The organism is Idiomarina aminovorans (assembly GCF_023155095.1).
Taxonomy (GTDB): Bacteria; Pseudomonadota; Gammaproteobacteria; order Enterobacterales; family Alteromonadaceae; genus Idiomarina; species Idiomarina aminovorans.
In genome coordinates, this window is record NZ_JAKNDA010000002.1 from 170128 (window position 1) to 186125 (window position 15998).

The window sequence follows — 15998 nt, forward strand, 5'->3', positions numbered from 1 at the left end:
TCCGACAGGAGATAAATCGTGAAAGACTTGCTGAAGCTTTTAAAGCCGACGAATCAGGCAGAAGAGTTTGATGGTATTCGCATCGCTCTTTCGTCTCCAGATATGATCCGTAGTTGGTCATATGGTGAGGTGAAAAAACCTGAAACTATAAATTACCGTACCTTCAAGCCAGAACGAGATGGTTTGTTCTGTGCTCGTATTTTCGGTCCGGTAAAAGATTACGAGTGCTTGTGTGGTAAATACAAGCGCCTTAAACACCGTGGTGTTATCTGTGAGAAATGTGGCGTAGAAGTTACGCTGACCAAGGTGCGCCGTGAGCGTATGGGTCATATTGAATTGGCTAGCCCGGTCGCGCACATTTGGTTCCTTAAATCATTACCGTCGCGTATTGGTTTACTGTTGGATATGACATTGCGTGATATCGAACGCGTACTTTACTTTGAATCTTACGTTGTCACCGAAGGCGGTTTAACGTCTCTTGAGCAGGGTCAAATACTGACCGAAGACGAATACTTAGATGCGCTTGAAGAACACGGTGATGAATTTGACGCGAAAATGGGCGCAGAAGCGGTTCTGGATCTGTTGCGCGCTGTTGATATTGATGGTGATGTTCAGACGTTGCGTGAGGAGTTACCTGAGACAAACTCAGAAACAAAGCGCAAGAAAATCAGTAAAAGACTCAAGTTACTTGAAGCATTCCAAGGGTCAAATAACAAACCTGAGTGGATGATTTTAAAAGTCCTGCCAATTCTGCCACCAGACTTGCGTCCGTTGGTACCTTTGGATGGTGGGCGTTTTGCAACTTCCGATCTTAATGATTTGTACCGCCGCGTTATTAACCGTAACAACCGCCTGAAGCGTCTGTTAGATCTTGCTGCACCGGACATTATCGTTCGTAACGAAAAACGTATGTTGCAGGAAGCGGTTGACGCATTACTAGATAACGGTCGTCGTGGTCGCGCTATCACAGGCTCTAACAAGCGTCCTCTGAAATCTTTGGCTGATATGATCAAAGGTAAACAGGGTCGTTTCCGTCAGAACTTGCTGGGTAAACGTGTTGACTATTCAGGTCGTTCGGTTATTACCGTTGGTCCTAAGTTGCGCCTGCACCAGTGTGGCTTACCTAAGAAAATGGCTTTGGAATTGTTCAAGCCATTTATCTATGGAAAATTAGAGCGTCGTGGTTTAGCGACAACGATTAAAGCCGCCAAGAAAATGGTTGAACGCGAAATAGCAGAAGTATGGGATGTACTTGATGAAGTCATCAAAGAGCATCCGGTAATGCTTAACCGTGCACCCACGCTTCACCGTTTAGGTATCCAGGCGTTTGAGCCAGTACTTATTGAAGGTAAAGCGATTCAATTACACCCATTGGTCTGTGCAGCATACAACGCTGACTTTGATGGTGACCAAATGGCGGTTCACTTGCCGCTGACTTTAGAAGCTCAGTTAGAGGCGCGTGCGTTGATGATGTCAACCAACAACGTATTGTCGCCGGCAAGTGGTGATCCAATTATCGTTCCTTCACAAGACGTTGTGCTTGGTCTGTATTATATGACCAAGGAAAAAATCAACGGCAAAGGCGAAGGCATGGTCTTTAGAGACCCGAACGAAGCTGAAAAGGCCTACCGTACAGGTAATGTAGAGTTACACAGTCGCATTAAGGTGCGTATCACCGATACGACAATAGACGAAGATGGTAACCGCAATACTAAGACAGAATTGCGCGATACAACCTGTGGGCGTGCAATCTTGTCTTTGATTATGCCAGAAGGGCTCTCTTTTGACTTAATCGACCAGGCTATGGGTAAAAAGCCTATTGGGCGTATGCTGAATACGGCTTATCGCGACCTGGGGTTGAAAGACACGGTCGTTTTTGCTGACCAAATTATGTATACCGGTTTCCATTACGCGATGGTTTCAGGTAGCTCGGTTGGTATTAATGACATGGTTATCCCTGAAGCGAAAAAAGAAATTGTTTCCGGGGCAGAAGAAGAAGTCGCTGAAATTCAGGAACAGTTCGAATCAGGTTTGGTAACTGCGGGTGAGAAATACAACAAAGTTATCGACATCTGGTCAACGGCTAACGAAAAAGTCTCGAAAGCGATGATGGATAACCTGTCGAAAGAAATTGTTAAAAATAAAGACGGTGAAAACGAAGAACAAGCGTCATTTAACTCCGTCTTTATGATGGCAGATTCCGGTGCTCGTGGTAGCCCCGCACAGATTCGTCAGTTGGCCGGTATGCGTGGTCTGATGGCTAAACCAGATGGCTCAATCATTGAAACCCCAATTGTTGCTAACTTCCGTGAAGGTTTGAACGTACTGCAGTACTTCATTTCCACCCACGGTGCCCGTAAAGGTTTGGCGGATACCGCATTGAAAACAGCGAACTCAGGTTACCTGACTCGTCGTTTGGTAGACGTTTCACAAGACGTTGTGATCATGGAAGAAGACTGTGGCACATACGAAGGTCTTTACATGAAACCGCTGATTGAAGGCGGTGATGTTGTTGAGCCGCTGCGTGAACGTGTGCTGGGTCGTGTTCTTTGTGAACCGGTTATGAAACCGGGTAGCGAAGAAGAGCTGCTTCCACGTAATACATTACTTGATGAAAAAATGTGTGACGTACTGGAAGAGAACTCTATCGACGAAGTTAAAGTTCGCTCGGTTATTACCTGTGATACAGACTTTGGTGTTTGCGCACACTGTTATGGTCGTGACCTGGCTCGTGGTCATATGGTTAACCAAGGTGAAGCGGTTGGTGTTATAGCGGCGCAGTCAATTGGTGAGCCTGGCACACAGTTAACCATGCGTACCTTCCACATCGGTGGTGCGGCATCGCGTGCAACAGCTGAAAACAACATTCAGGTGAAGAACCCGGGTACTATCAAGTTGCACAACGCCAAATGGGTTGTGAACAGCGATAAAGCACACGTTATTACCTCACGTTCTACAGAGTTAACTCTTACTGATGAATATGGTCGTGAACGCGAACGTTACAAAGTGCCTTACGGCGCAGTACTGAAAAAAGGTGAAGGCGACTCAGTTGATGGCGGCGAAACCGTCGCAAATTGGGACCCGCACACGCACCCAATCATTACTGAGGTAGAAGGTCGTATCAAGTTTGTTGATTTGATAGACGGTATCACTATGACCCGTCAAACCGATGAGCTGACAGGCCTTTCAAGCATCGTTGTACTGGAAACGGGTCAGCGTACCAGTGCCGGTAAAGACATGCGTCCAATGGTAAAATTGGTCGACGATAAAGGTAAGGATGTAAATATCGCAGGTACTGATATTCCTGCGCAGTACTTCTTACCGGGTAACGCCATCATTAATTTGGAAGATAACGCCGAGGTTAAAATTGGTGATACCTTAGCGCGTATTCCTCAGGAAGGTTCTAAAACTCGTGATATTACGGGGGGTCTGCCTCGCGTTGCTGACTTGTTCGAGGCGCGTAAGCCGAAAGAACCCGCAATTCTTGCGGAAAAAACCGGTACGGTTTCCTTTGGTAAAGAAACTAAGGGTAAGCGTCGCTTGCTGATTACGCCAACAGATGGCGGTACTCAGCATGAAGAGATGATTCCAAAATGGCGTCAGCTCAACGTGTTTGAAGGTGAGCAAGTGACTAAAGGTGAAGTTATTGCCGATGGTCCTGAAGCGCCGCACGATATTTTACGCTTGCGTGGTGTTAGCGCAGTGGCTAACTACATCGTTAATGAAGTGCAGGAAGTTTACCGCCTGCAAGGTGTAAAAATTAACGATAAGCACATTGAAACCGTCGTTCGTCAGATGTTGCGTAAAGCACTGATTTTACGCGCCGGCGATACGAACTTGCTGGAAGGTGAGATGGTTGAAATGGCCGAAGTGTTAGCGGCTAACGCAAAAGCGGAAGCTGATGGTAAAGTGCCAGCAACATTTGAACGTCAGTTGTTAGGTATTACTAAGGCATCGTTGTCGACTGAATCCTTTATTTCAGCGGCTTCGTTCCAGGAAACGACACGAGTTCTTACCGAAGCCGCGGTGGGTGGTAAGAAAGACAGTTTACGTGGACTGAAAGAAAACGTAATTGTTGGTCGTCTTATTCCTGCAGGTACAGGTTACTCATATCACAAAGAACGCATCCAGCGTCGGTTGGATGAACTGAATGTTGATATTGAGCCAAGTATGACTGCAGAGCAGGCTGAGCAACAACTTGCGGATGCCTTGAATGCCGGAAATAGTTCTGCAGGAGACGATTCTGCAGAATAATAAGCGAACGTTCTGAACGTTCGTGTACAGAAGCCGGTACTGTAAAAGTGCCGGCTTCTTTTGTATAGCCTTGACAGGCGAAAATATGACCATTAGAATTTCCGCTCCCGAATTTCGGGATCCGGCTTTCAATGGTCGGGAAAAAGCGATTTTTCACGCTCTATACACGTGGTAAAAAGCGACATCAACTAAACTAGGAGTAATGAATGGCAACAGTTAATCAGCTGGTGCGTAAAGGCCGTCAAAAGCCCGTTGTGAAAAGCAGCGTTCCGGCTCTTGAAGCGTGCCCTCAAAAACGCGGTGTATGTACCCGTGTTTACACAACTACGCCAAAGAAACCGAACTCAGCAATGCGTAAAGTTTGCCGTGTTCGTTTAACCAATGGTTACGAAGTTTCTTCGTACATCGGTGGCGAAGGTCACAACTTACAAGAACACTCAGTCGTACTCATTCGCGGCGGTCGTGTAAAAGACTTGCCAGGTGTGCGTTATCACACAGTACGCGGAGCACTTGACTGCTCTGGTGTTAATGACCGTAGACAAGGTCGTTCTAAGTACGGCGCGAAGCGGCCTAAATCTTAACGGTTCTCCGTTAGTAAGGCCAAACTGTCACATACGTTTTGGGTAATACCCTGAATTAATCGGAGAATATTGAGATGCCAAGAAGACGCGTCATAGGTCAACGTAAAATCCTTCCAGATCCTAAGTTCGGATCAGAATTGTTGGCCAAATTTATCAATGTCGTCATGGTTGACGGCAAAAAAGCAGTCGCTGAAAAAATTATTTACGGCGCATTGGACATCCTGGCCGAGAAGTCAGGTAAAGATCGGCTGGAAGTCTTTGATACAATACTAGATAACATTCGCCCAATGGTTGAGGTTAAATCTCGCCGGGTTGGTGGTTCTACGTATCAGGTTCCGGTTGAAGTTCGTCCGGTACGTCGTAACGCACTGGCTATGCGCTGGTTAGTTGATGCAGCGCGCACCCGTGGTGAAAAATCAATGTCGCAGCGTCTGGCAGGTGAAATGCTAGATGCATCAGAGAACAAAGGGTCTGCTGTGAAGAAACGTGAAGACGTTCACCGCATGGCTGAAGCAAACAAAGCGTTTGCTCACTATCGCTGGTAATTCACAGTTAACCTAGAAGGAGTTTATTGTGGCTCGTAAAACTTCCATAGAGCGCTATCGTAATATCGGTATTTGTGCTCACGTAGACGCCGGTAAAACAACAACCACCGAACGTGTGTTGTTCTATACTGGTCTGTCTCACAAAATTGGTGAGGTGCACGATGGTGCAGCCACCATGGACTGGATGGAGCAAGAACAAGAACGTGGTATTACTATCACGTCAGCAGCTACCACCTGTTTTTGGCAGGGTATGGACAAGCAATTTCCGGAGCATCGTGTCAACATCATCGATACTCCCGGACACGTTGATTTCACTATCGAAGTTGAACGTTCTTTGCGTGTTCTTGATGGCGCTGTTGTTGTACTTTGTGCATCATCTGGTGTTCAGCCTCAGACAGAAACTGTCTGGCGTCAGGCAAACAAATATGAAGTACCGCGCATGGTATTCGTCAACAAGATGGACCGTGCAGGCGCAGACTTCTTATCTGTCGTAGATCAAATGAAAACACGTTTGGCAGCTCAGGCTGTTCCAATGCAGTTACCAGTAGGCTCGGAAGACAACTTCCGTGGCGTTGTGGACTTGGTTAAAATGAAGTTCATTAACTGGAGCGAAGAAGACATGGGTACTTCATTCACTTATGAAGATATCCCTGCTGACATGGTTGATGACTGCGAACAATATCACAATGAGTTAGTAGAAGCTGCGGCTGAAGCTAACGAAGAGTTGATGAATAAATACCTGGAAGGCGGTGAGTTAACAGAAGACGAAATCAAGCAAGGCTTGCGCATTCGTACTTTGGCTAACGACATCTGCTTGGTTGCTTGTGGTTCGGCGTTCAAAAACAAAGGTGTTCAGGCAGTGCTTGACGCTGTTATTGAATACTTGCCATCGCCAACCGAAGTTAAGCCTATCACCGGTATTTTGGATGATGAATCTGAAGGCGTACGTAAGTCGTCTGATGACGAACCATTTTCTGCTCTGGCGTTTAAAATTGCGACTGACCCATTTGTTGGTACGTTAACATTCGTTCGCGTTTACTCTGGTATATTGAACCAGGGTGACGGTGTTGTTAACCCAGTTAAGAACAAAAAAGAACGCGTTGGCCGTATGGTACAGATGCACTCAAATAGCCGCGAAGAAATCAAAGAAGTTCGCGCTGGTGATATTGCAGCACTCATTGGTCTTAAAGACGTTACTACAGGTGACACACTGTGTGATCCAAGCAACAAAATCACACTTGAGCGTATGGAGTTCCCTGAACCGGTTATTTCGGTTGCAGTAGAGCCAAAAACCAAAGCTGACCAAGAAAAAATGGGTATTGCTTTAGGTAAACTGGCAGCAGAGGATCCATCGTTCCGTGTTAAAACTGACGAAGAATCTGGCCAGACAATCATCTCTGGTATGGGTGAACTTCACCTTGATATCCTCGTTGACCGTATGAAGCGTGAATTCAAGGTTGAATGTAACGTTGGTCAGCCTCAGGTTGCTTATCGTGAAGCGATTCGTGAGCCGATTGAAGTCGAAGGTAAATTCGTACGTCAATCTGGTGGTCGCGGTCAGTTCGGTCACGTTTGGGTGAAACTTGAACCGATGACGGTCGAAGAAGACGCCAACGGCGATGACATTATTTACAAATTCGTGAACGAAATTGTGGGTGGTGTTGTACCGAAAGAGTACATCCCTGCCGTAGATAAGGGTATTCAAGAACAGATGCAGCAAGGCGTCTTGGCTGGCTATCCTGTGTTGGGTGTGAAAGCGACTTTATATGATGGTTCATACCACGATGTCGACTCGTCTGAAATGGCATTTAAAATTGCAGGTAGCATGGCCTTCAAGAAAGGCGCATTACAAGCAAATCCTGCTCTGTTAGAGCCAACGATGAAAGTCGAAGTCATCACTCCTGAGGAATCAATGGGTGATGTCGTCGGTGATTTAAACCGTCGTCGCGGTCTTATTGACGGTATGGAAGAAGCTCCGGGTGGCTTGAAAGCAGTGAATGCTCAGGTACCACTGTCCGAGATGTTTGGTTATGCGACAGACTTGCGTTCGCAAACACAGGGTCGTGCATCCTATTCTATGGAGTTCCTGAAATACTCTGAAGCACCAAATAACATTGCTGAAAAAGTAATGGCTGAGCGTAATGCTAAATAAGTAAGGTCTGGTCCGGTTCTTTCGAGGCCGGGCTTTTAACTTAAGTTTGAGGATATATCATGTCTAAAGAAAAATTTGAACGTTCGAAGCCGCACTTAAACGTCGGCACCATCGGTCACGTTGACCACGGTAAAACAACCCTGACGGCTGCTATCACAACAGTTTTGGCAAAAGTTTATGGTGGTGCGGCGAAAGACTTCGCAGCCATCGATAACGCGCCGGAAGAGAAAGAGCGTGGTATCACCATTTCAACGTCACACGTTGAATATGACACGCCGACCCGCCACTATGCGCACGTAGACTGCCCGGGACACGCTGACTATGTTAAAAACATGATCACCGGTGCGGCGCAGATGGACGGTGCTATTCTGGTCGTAGCAGCAACCGACGGCCCAATGCCACAGACACGTGAGCACATCTTGTTGTCACGTCAGGTCGGCGTTCCTTACATCGTGGTATTCATGAACAAATGTGACATGGTAGACGATGAAGAGCTGTTAGAGCTGGTAGAAATGGAAGTTCGTGAGCTGTTGTCAGAATATGACTTCCCGGGCGACGACCTGCCGGTGGTTCAGGGCTCAGCACTGAAAGCGCTGGAAGGCGACGAAGACTGGGCGAAGAAAATTGTCGAGCTTGCAGACTCGCTGGATTCTTACATTCCGGAGCCAGAGCGTGACATCGATAAGCCGTTCATCATGCCAATAGAAGACGTATTCTCGATTTCAGGTCGTGGTACGGTGGTAACGGGTCGTGTAGAGCGCGGTATCGTGCGTACAGGCGACGAGTGTGAAATCGTTGGTATGAAAGATACGACGAAGACCACCGTTACCGGTGTTGAGATGTTCCGTAAGCTGCTTGACGAAGGTCGTGCCGGCGAGAACATCGGTGCGTTGCTGCGTGGCACGAAGCGTGACGACGTAGAGCGTGGACAGGTATTGGCGAAGCCAAAAACAATCACGCCGCATACGAAGTTCGAAGCGGAAGTTTACGTACTGGGTAAAGACGAAGGTGGCCGTCATACGCCATTCTTTAAAGGCTATCGTCCCCAGTTCTATTTCCGTACGACAGACGTAACGGGCGCAGTAGAATTGCCGGAAGGCGTAGAAATGGTTATGCCTGGCGACAACCTGAAATTCGTTGTAGATTTGATTGCTCCAATCGCAATGGACGAAGGTCTGCGTTTCGCTATCCGTGAGGGTGGCCGTACCGTAGGTGCAGGCGTTGTATCAAAAATCATGGACTAAAGCAGTCGAATTGATTTTAAGAGCCTGGCTTCGGCCGGGCTTTTTTATGCGCGGTATAAGTCGGTTAAGGCTTGTTGATCTAGTGTTGACATTTAGGGTTAAAAAATGAATTATTGAAGAAGATACTTAACCTATAGTTAATCAATTGAAATTAATCAGATATCTTTCTGTGATTACTTTTATCATGCTAAGCGAGTCAGCTTCAGCAAAAATACCTGTCTATGTGGCTGCCTACGAACACCCGCCTTATTTTTCCGGCGCTCTTGAAACTGATCTCACTCGGGAATTAATCCGATTATTCAATGAGCATCAGGACAGTTACCAATTCCTTATTCACGTGATCCCGCCAAGGAGTCGTTATGAAGCTTTAAGTGAGGGCGGCTGCTGCGATGCTATATTTTTTGAGTCACCGCTTTGGGGTTGGAGTAAAAGTGGCGTTGGTTACAGTAAGACCATTCCTTTAGTCAACGGAAAGGAAAGGTTAGTCGCTTTAAAAAGAGAAGGTATCGATCAGTCTTTTTTTAAATCGTACGAAGGTAAAACTTTAGGCGGTGTAAAAGGTTACCACTATTTGCTGGGCGGCAAACTTATCGCTACAAATGAAGCAAAAGAAAAATACAGTATTTATCTGGCCGACTCGCGAATCATTAATTTACGGATGGTACTGGGTGGTAGAGTCGACCTAACTGTTGTGAATGACGAACTGTTAGCAGCGCTACAAGGTTCACACCAGGTAAGAGTAGATAACCTATTGCTTTGTGAAAAAGCCAGCCTTGAGTACAATCTACACATGCTGGTTGGCAACGACAAAAGCATTGGTGCAGAAACGTTACAGCGGTTAATGAGGGAACTGGGACGCAAAGGTGAGCTCGATACCCTGTTTAAACGATTTAATATGGAGCGTTTCCAGCTATACCGTCCCTCAACAATCCGCTAGTAAACGCTCAGACCCAGTCTGTTAGCCAGCTCTCTGACCATATACATACCACGGGCACTGTTGCCAAAACTGTTTAATCTTGGGCTCCAGGTGCAAATTATACCGAAGTCGGGCACTACAGCAATGGTACCACCGCCAACACCGCTTTTTGCCGGTACACCCACCGTAAAAGCAAACTCACCACTTTGATCATACATGCCACTGGTTGAAAGCAGAGCGTTAATGCGCTGGGAGTCTCGTTTGGACATAATTTGTTTTTTGGAAAAAGGACAGATTCCGTCATTGGCAAGAAACGTAAAGGACTGAGCCAGGTTTTCGCAGGACATCGTCAAAGCACACTGCCAAAAATAATGATCGAGCAGTTCATCAACCTCAGCATCAATATTGCCAAAGCTTTTCATTAAGTGAGCAAGAGCCGCATTGCGATGGCCATGCTCTTTTTCGGAGTGGTGTACAACTTCATCAGCATATACATTGTCGTTGCCGCATAAGCTACGAACTAAACTTAAAACGGCATTTTTACTGGCGGAATAACGACTGACCAGCACGTCACTGACGACAATAGCGCCTGCATTTATCATGGGGTTACGGGGAATGCCTTGCTCCCATTCCAACTGCACTATCGAGTTAAATGCCTGGCCCGAAGGCTCCATTTTAACCCGCTCCCATAGTTCTTCGCCTAAGCGCTCCATTGCCAGCATGAGGCCAAAAATTTTTGAAATGGACTGGATGGAAAATTGCTCGCCAGTATCACCCACGTTAAATATCTCGCCATCCAGCGTGGCCAGGGTTAATCCGCAGAGCTCAGGGTCAACCTCTGCTAATGCCGGAATGTAGTTTGCAACATGCCCCTCGGTAATCTCCATCGCCTGTTGGTGAATTTCTTCCAAGAAACGATGAAGATCATCGGGGGCGTGTATCTGTTGCCCACCACTGACAAGATCACGCGTCAAGAGGGTGCTCCGGATGCGTTATTGTTGATAAACGCTCTTTTAACTGCTGGGATAGCTTCACAGAACGCTCCTGTTGGTAGTCAAAATAGACCAGCACTGTTTTACCTTTGGCGCACATCTTATCTTTTTGCCAAATTTCGGTGGTGATATCAAACGAGCTGCCACCTAAACGGCTAACGTAAGTCTTGACCGTTACGTGCCCTCCAAAGTAAATAGGCAGTAAAAAATCGACCTCAAGGCGTGCCACAATTAAGCTTTGCGTTTCGGGAGACATTTCCCCGAAGAAGTCAAAAATAGGCAAGCGGCCCGTTTCTATCCAGCCTGGAATGACTGTATTATTGACGTGCCCAAGCGCATCGGTTTCATAAAATCGTACTTTAAAGTCTTCCGTTAACATGTTGCATCCTTTTATGACTGCTTAATAAGCATAGGTTTCAAGAAACGAGCCGTATGTGAGCGCTCATTTTCACAAATTTCTTCGGGCGTGCCTTCGCACAGTATCTCACCTCCACCATGACCGCCTTCCGGGCCTAAATCGATGATCCAGTCCGCGGTTTTTATCACATCGAGGTTATGCTCAATAACCACGACAGTGTTGCCGTGGTCACGCAGACGATGAATAACCGCCAACAGTTGTTTAATGTCATGGAAGTGCAGACCGGTGGTTGGCTCATCCAGAATATATAACGTCTTTCCGGTATCACGCTTAGACAATTCGCGTGATAATTTAACACGTTGAGCCTCACCGCCAGATAGCGTTGTCGCTGACTGCCCTAAACGAACATAGGATAAACCCACATCCATTAAGGTTTGTAGCTTACGTGCAATAGCTGGCACCGGACTGAAGAACTCACGAGCATCTTCAATGGTCATATCCAGTACTTCGTGAATATTCTTGCCTTTGTATTGGACTTCCAGGGTTTCGCGGTTGTAACGCTGGCCTTTACAAATATCGCAAGGCACGTAAACATCCGGCAAAAAGTGCATTTCGACCTTAATAACACCGTCACCCTGGCAGGCTTCACAGCGACCGCCACGAACGTTAAAACTGAATCGACCCGGCTTGTAACCACGGGCTCTGGACTCTGGTACACCCGCAAACAGTTCCCGTATAGGAGTAAAAATACCGGTATAAGTGGCCGGATTCGATCGTGGCGTGCGGCCTATCGGGCTCTGGTCGATATCCACTACTTTATCCAGCAACTGCATTCCTTCAACACTCTTATGCGGAGCAGCTTCGCCGGTGGTTGCGCCGTTTAACTCATGGTGTGCAACATGAAACAGGGTATTGTTTACCAGAGTCGATTTACCGGAACCTGAGACTCCGGTCACACAGGTCATAACGCCCAGGGGTAAATTGAAATCGACATTTTTCAAGTTGTTGGCGCTAGCTCCGCGAATGGTCAGCCTGCGCTTATCGGGCTTATGCCGTTGCTTAGGTATTTCTATTTCTTTACGGCCAGCGAGGTAATCGCCGGTGAGTGAGTCTTTACTCGACACTATGTCGTCGACTTGCCCCTGAGCAATAATCTCACCGCCGTGAACGCCGGCGCCGGGCCCAATATCGATAACATGATCAGCCTGACGAATCGCATCTTCATCGTGTTCGACCACAATGACCGTATTTCCCAAGTCACGTAAGTGCGTCAGAGTGTTCAGCAGGCGTTCATTATCTCGTTGGTGTAAGCCAATACTGGGCTCATCCAGCACGTACATAACACCAACCAGACCGGCACCAATTTGGCTGGCCAGACGGATACGCTGCGCTTCACCACCGGACAACGTTTCTGCGCTACGGGACAGACTTAGATAGTTAAGTCCGACATTCACCAAAAACCGCAATCGATCATTAATTTCTTTCAGAATTTTTTCGGCTATCTGGGCGCGCTGCCCTTCCATATTCAGTTGCTGGAAAAACTCGAGGGCGTCGCCAATCGACTGCTCAACAATTTCCGGCAGAGTGGTATCCTGAATAAAGACATGGCGGGCTTCGGTACGTAAGCGCGTGCCACCACAACTTTTACAAGGTTGCGTTGCTACGTATTTGGACAATTCATCACGTACCGCTTGTGATTCCGTTTCGCGGTAACGGCGCTGCATGTTGGGAATAATGCCTTCAAATGCGTGCGCCCTTACCACTTTGTCGCCACGGTCGTTCATGTAGGTAAATTTAATTTCTTCTTTACCACTACCGAACAAAATTTTCTCACGGACCTCGTCAGGCAGTTGGTTGAACGGCTGCGACAACTTAAAGTCGTAATGTTTGGCTAAGGACTGCAGCATTTGATAATAATAGAAATTGCGTTTGTCCCAGCCACGAATAGCGCCACCGGTCAGCGATAACTCGGCGTTTATTACCACTTTTTCCGGAGCGAAGAACTGTTCAACTCCCAGCCCATCGCAGGTTGTGCAGGCGCCGGCAGGGTTATTGAATGAAAACAACCGAGGTTCCAGTTCCTGCATGCTGTAGCCACAGTGTGGGCAGGCAAAGTTTGCTGAGAAGATATCGGCCTCGGCCTCACCTTCCATCGGCACTACCAGGGCGGTTCCACCACTAAGGTCCAGTGCCGTTTCGAACGACTCGGCCAGACGCTGCTCCATACCCTCACGCACTTTAAAACGGTCAACGACCACCTCAATAGTGTGTTTTTTCTGCAATTCCAGTGTGGGTGGATCGCTCAAGTCGCAAATTTCACCGTCAATGCGAGCGCGAATAAAACCCTGCAATGCTAAATTTTCCAGAACTTTTAAATGTTCACCCTTGCGGTTCTGAATAATAGGAGCCAGCAACATGCGCTTTTCGCCTTCCGGCCCGTCTAATACGTTATCGACCATCTGCGATATCGTCTGCGCCGCCAACGGAACATCGTGAGTTGGGCAGCGGGGCTCACCGACCCGGGCGAACATCAAACGCAGGTAGTCGTAAATTTCGGTGATGGTACCGACGGTCGAGCGCGGATTGTGTGAGGTCGACTTCTGCTCAATTGAAATAGCCGGCGATAAACCCTCAATACTGTCTACGTCGGGTTTTTCCATCAGTGATAAGAACTGACGAGCGTAAGCGGATAATGACTCAACGTAGCGTCGTTGCCCCTCGGCATACAGCGTGTCGAAAGCTAGCGACGACTTGCCCGAGCCCGATAAACCGGTAATCACAATAAGCTTATTGCGCGGTATCGTCAGATTGAAATTTTTTAAATTGTGCGTGCGTGCGCCGCGTACTTCAATAGTATCCATAATTCCCGTCTGTTGTTCAGTAATTGACTGACGACAAAACGTTATTATCGCACAGTGTTAGGCATCTGGTACAATAGCAGCATCATTTATCATGTTACTGATTTAAAAGCAGTGAAATGACGCAGCAAAAACTCAATAAAACCGAACGAAAAGGCGCTTTAGCACTGGCGTCCGTATTTGGTATACGGATGCTGGGGCTGTTTTTGATCATGCCGGTCCTGGCCGTTTATGCGCAAGATTATCCGGATTACTCTCCGCTATGGGTAGGGATTGCCCTGGGGGCTTATGGTTTAACCCAGGCGCTGCTGCAAATTCCGCTGGGTATGCTGTCCGATCGCTTCGGGCGCAAACCCATTATTGTTGGCGGACTGCTGGTTTTTGTGGGTGGTAGCATTGTGGCGGCGCAGGCAGATACATTATTCGGGGTGTCTGTTGGTCGTGGCCTACAAGGTCTGGGTGCTATTGCGGCTGCTATATTAGCTCTGGCAGCTGATTTATCGCGAGATGATCAACGACCAAAAGTTATGGCTATCATTGGCATGTGTATCGGCTTGGCATTTGCCGTGTCAATAGTTGCCGGGCCGTTGCTGGGCGACATTATTGGTTTGTCCGGTCTGTTCTGGTTTACCGCTGCCAGTGGTGTGCTGGGTATTTTTGTGTTGTTGCTTAGTGTGCCTAAAGTGGTTACCACGTCGGCACGCCGTGAGTCTTTGCCCGTTTTGTCAGAGTTGGGGAACTTACTTAAACACAAACAGTTATGGTGCCTGAACAGTGGCATTTTTGTTTTACACGCTATTTTAACGGCATGGTTTGTGACTTTGCCAATGCAATTACAAAACGCTGGTTTCGAGAGTCAGACTCATGCCTGGTTCTACTTACCGACGCTCGCCGCTTCTATTTTGTTTATGGTACCGATGATCATCAACAGTTCACGAAACAATAACTCAGTGCAGTGGCTGCGGTTTTCTGTTGTGACATTAATTATGTCTTTGCTTATTATTGGTGTGGCCGGGCAGTCGGGATGGTTGCTGGTTGCCGCGCTGGTGATATTTTTCACCGGCTTTAATTTTATTGAAGCCAGTTTGCCTTCATTGTTGACCCGTATCGCGCCTGCCGGAAGTAAAGGCAGTGCCAGTGGCATTTATTCAACCGGACAGTTTCTGGGGTCCTTTGTCGGTGGCGTAGCGGGCGGTTCGGTCTTACAATTTTTTGGGACATCAGGCGTTGTCGTTTTCTGCCTGATCTTGCTAGTATGTTGGTTTCTCATTAGCTTAGTGATGGTGAATCCCGCAGGCGTTACCAGCATATCCTTATCATTGCCCGGATTATCTGAAGACAAAGCTATTAATTTAAGTGAGCGGTTACTTAGGGTAACCGGCGTGGCGGAAGCAAGATGGGTTGAAGAAGATCAGGCAACTTATTTAAAAGTTGATAAAAAGCACTATGACGAAAAGGCGGTTAATCAGTTGCTTGAAAAAGCATCGGTCGCCCAATAAATTGAAGCAGTTGTAACGCGCATAAGGAACAGGAGAAACTCATGGCCAGTCGCGGTGTAAATAAAGTTATTTTAATTGGTAATTTGGGCGCTGACCCAGAGGTGCGCTATACCCAAAACAGCACAGCGATAGCCAACCTGTCGATTGCAACCAGTGAAACCTGGAAAGACAAGCAAACAGGCGAGCCGCGCGAGCAAACCGAATGGCACCGTTGCGTCGCCTATCGTCGCTTAGCAGAAATTGCCGGCGAGTACCTGAAAAAAGGCTCTAAAATTTATGTTGAAGGCCGTTTGCAGACGCGTAAATGGACCGGGCAGGACAACGTAGAGCGTTATAGCACTGAAGTTGTGATGAACGAACTGCAAATGCTAGATTCGCGTGGCGGCTCTCAGGGTGGTGCTCCACCGCAACAAGGACAAGGCTTTGGCGGGGGACAACAAGGTGGCTACGGTGGTGGTCAGCCACAACAGCAACCACAGCAACAACAGCGTCCGGCACCGCAGCCTGCGCAGCCGCAAAATCAACCGTCACAGCAAAAACCGGCAGAGCCAGCGCCGTTTTCACCGGACAATGACTTTGATGACGATATTCCCTTTTAA

The 15998-nt window shown here is 47.5% G+C and carries 11 protein-coding genes; 8 read left to right on the plus strand and 3 right to left on the minus strand.

Going from position 1 to position 15998, the window contains the following annotated elements:
- The first annotated feature begins 18 nt into the window (after positions 1-18).
- From rpoC to L8G48_RS04965, 6 genes are all read left to right on the plus strand, one after another.
- Positions 19-4254, plus strand: coding sequence for a DNA-directed RNA polymerase subunit beta' (gene rpoC, locus L8G48_RS04940; protein ID WP_248263495.1), 4236 nt, complete (start codon positions 19-21; stop codon positions 4252-4254).
- Between the two features lie 206 nt (positions 4255-4460).
- Positions 4461-4835 (plus strand): 30S ribosomal protein S12, encoded by a 375-nt coding sequence (rpsL, locus tag L8G48_RS04945; RefSeq protein ID WP_248263496.1) that lies wholly within the window; start codon positions 4461-4463, stop codon positions 4833-4835.
- 74 nt (positions 4836-4909) lie between these two features.
- Positions 4910-5380, plus strand: coding sequence for a 30S ribosomal protein S7 (gene rpsG, locus L8G48_RS04950; protein WP_248263497.1), 471 nt, complete (start codon positions 4910-4912; stop codon positions 5378-5380).
- Positions 5381-5408: 28 nt separating this feature from the next.
- Positions 5409-7532 (plus strand): elongation factor G, encoded by a 2124-nt coding sequence (gene fusA / locus L8G48_RS04955; protein WP_248263498.1) that lies wholly within the window; start codon positions 5409-5411, stop codon positions 7530-7532.
- Between the two features lie 59 nt (positions 7533-7591).
- A complete protein-coding gene (gene tuf, locus L8G48_RS04960) occupies positions 7592-8776 on the plus strand; it encodes an elongation factor Tu (RefSeq protein WP_248263488.1) in 1185 nt (394 codons plus the stop codon).
- A 184-nt stretch (positions 8777-8960) separates the two neighbouring features.
- Entirely contained in the window at positions 8961-9713 is a 753-nt protein-coding gene (locus L8G48_RS04965) for a transporter substrate-binding domain-containing protein (RefSeq protein WP_248263499.1), read from the plus strand.
- Here the strand turns inward: L8G48_RS04965 and glsA are convergent.
- Genes glsA through uvrA form a run of 3 tightly spaced genes read right to left on the minus strand, consistent with a single transcriptional unit; the run spans position 9710 to position 13903 of the window.
- A complete protein-coding gene (glsA, locus tag L8G48_RS04970) occupies positions 9710-10666 on the minus strand; it encodes a glutaminase A (protein ID WP_248263500.1) in 957 nt (318 codons plus the stop codon). The genes L8G48_RS04965 and glsA overlap by 4 nt on opposite strands.
- Complete coding sequence (locus L8G48_RS04975; protein WP_248263501.1) at positions 10656-11063, minus strand: acyl-CoA thioesterase; 408 nt, start codon at positions 11061-11063, stop codon at positions 10656-10658. The genes glsA and L8G48_RS04975 overlap by 11 nt, the downstream gene beginning before the upstream one ends.
- An 11-nt stretch (positions 11064-11074) precedes the next feature.
- Positions 11075-13903, minus strand: a complete 2829-nt coding sequence (uvrA, locus tag L8G48_RS04980) for an excinuclease ABC subunit UvrA (protein ID WP_248263502.1) — start codon at positions 13901-13903, stop codon at positions 11075-11077.
- Positions 13904-14019: 116 nt separating this feature from the next.
- Here uvrA and L8G48_RS04985 point away from each other — a divergent pair, with 116 nt between their 5' ends.
- Positions 14020-15399 (plus strand): MFS transporter, encoded by a 1380-nt coding sequence (locus tag L8G48_RS04985; protein WP_248263503.1) that lies wholly within the window; start codon positions 14020-14022, stop codon positions 15397-15399.
- A 41-nt stretch (positions 15400-15440) separates the two neighbouring features.
- A complete protein-coding gene (gene ssb / locus L8G48_RS04990) occupies positions 15441-15998 on the plus strand; it encodes a single-stranded DNA-binding protein (protein WP_248263504.1) in 558 nt (185 codons plus the stop codon).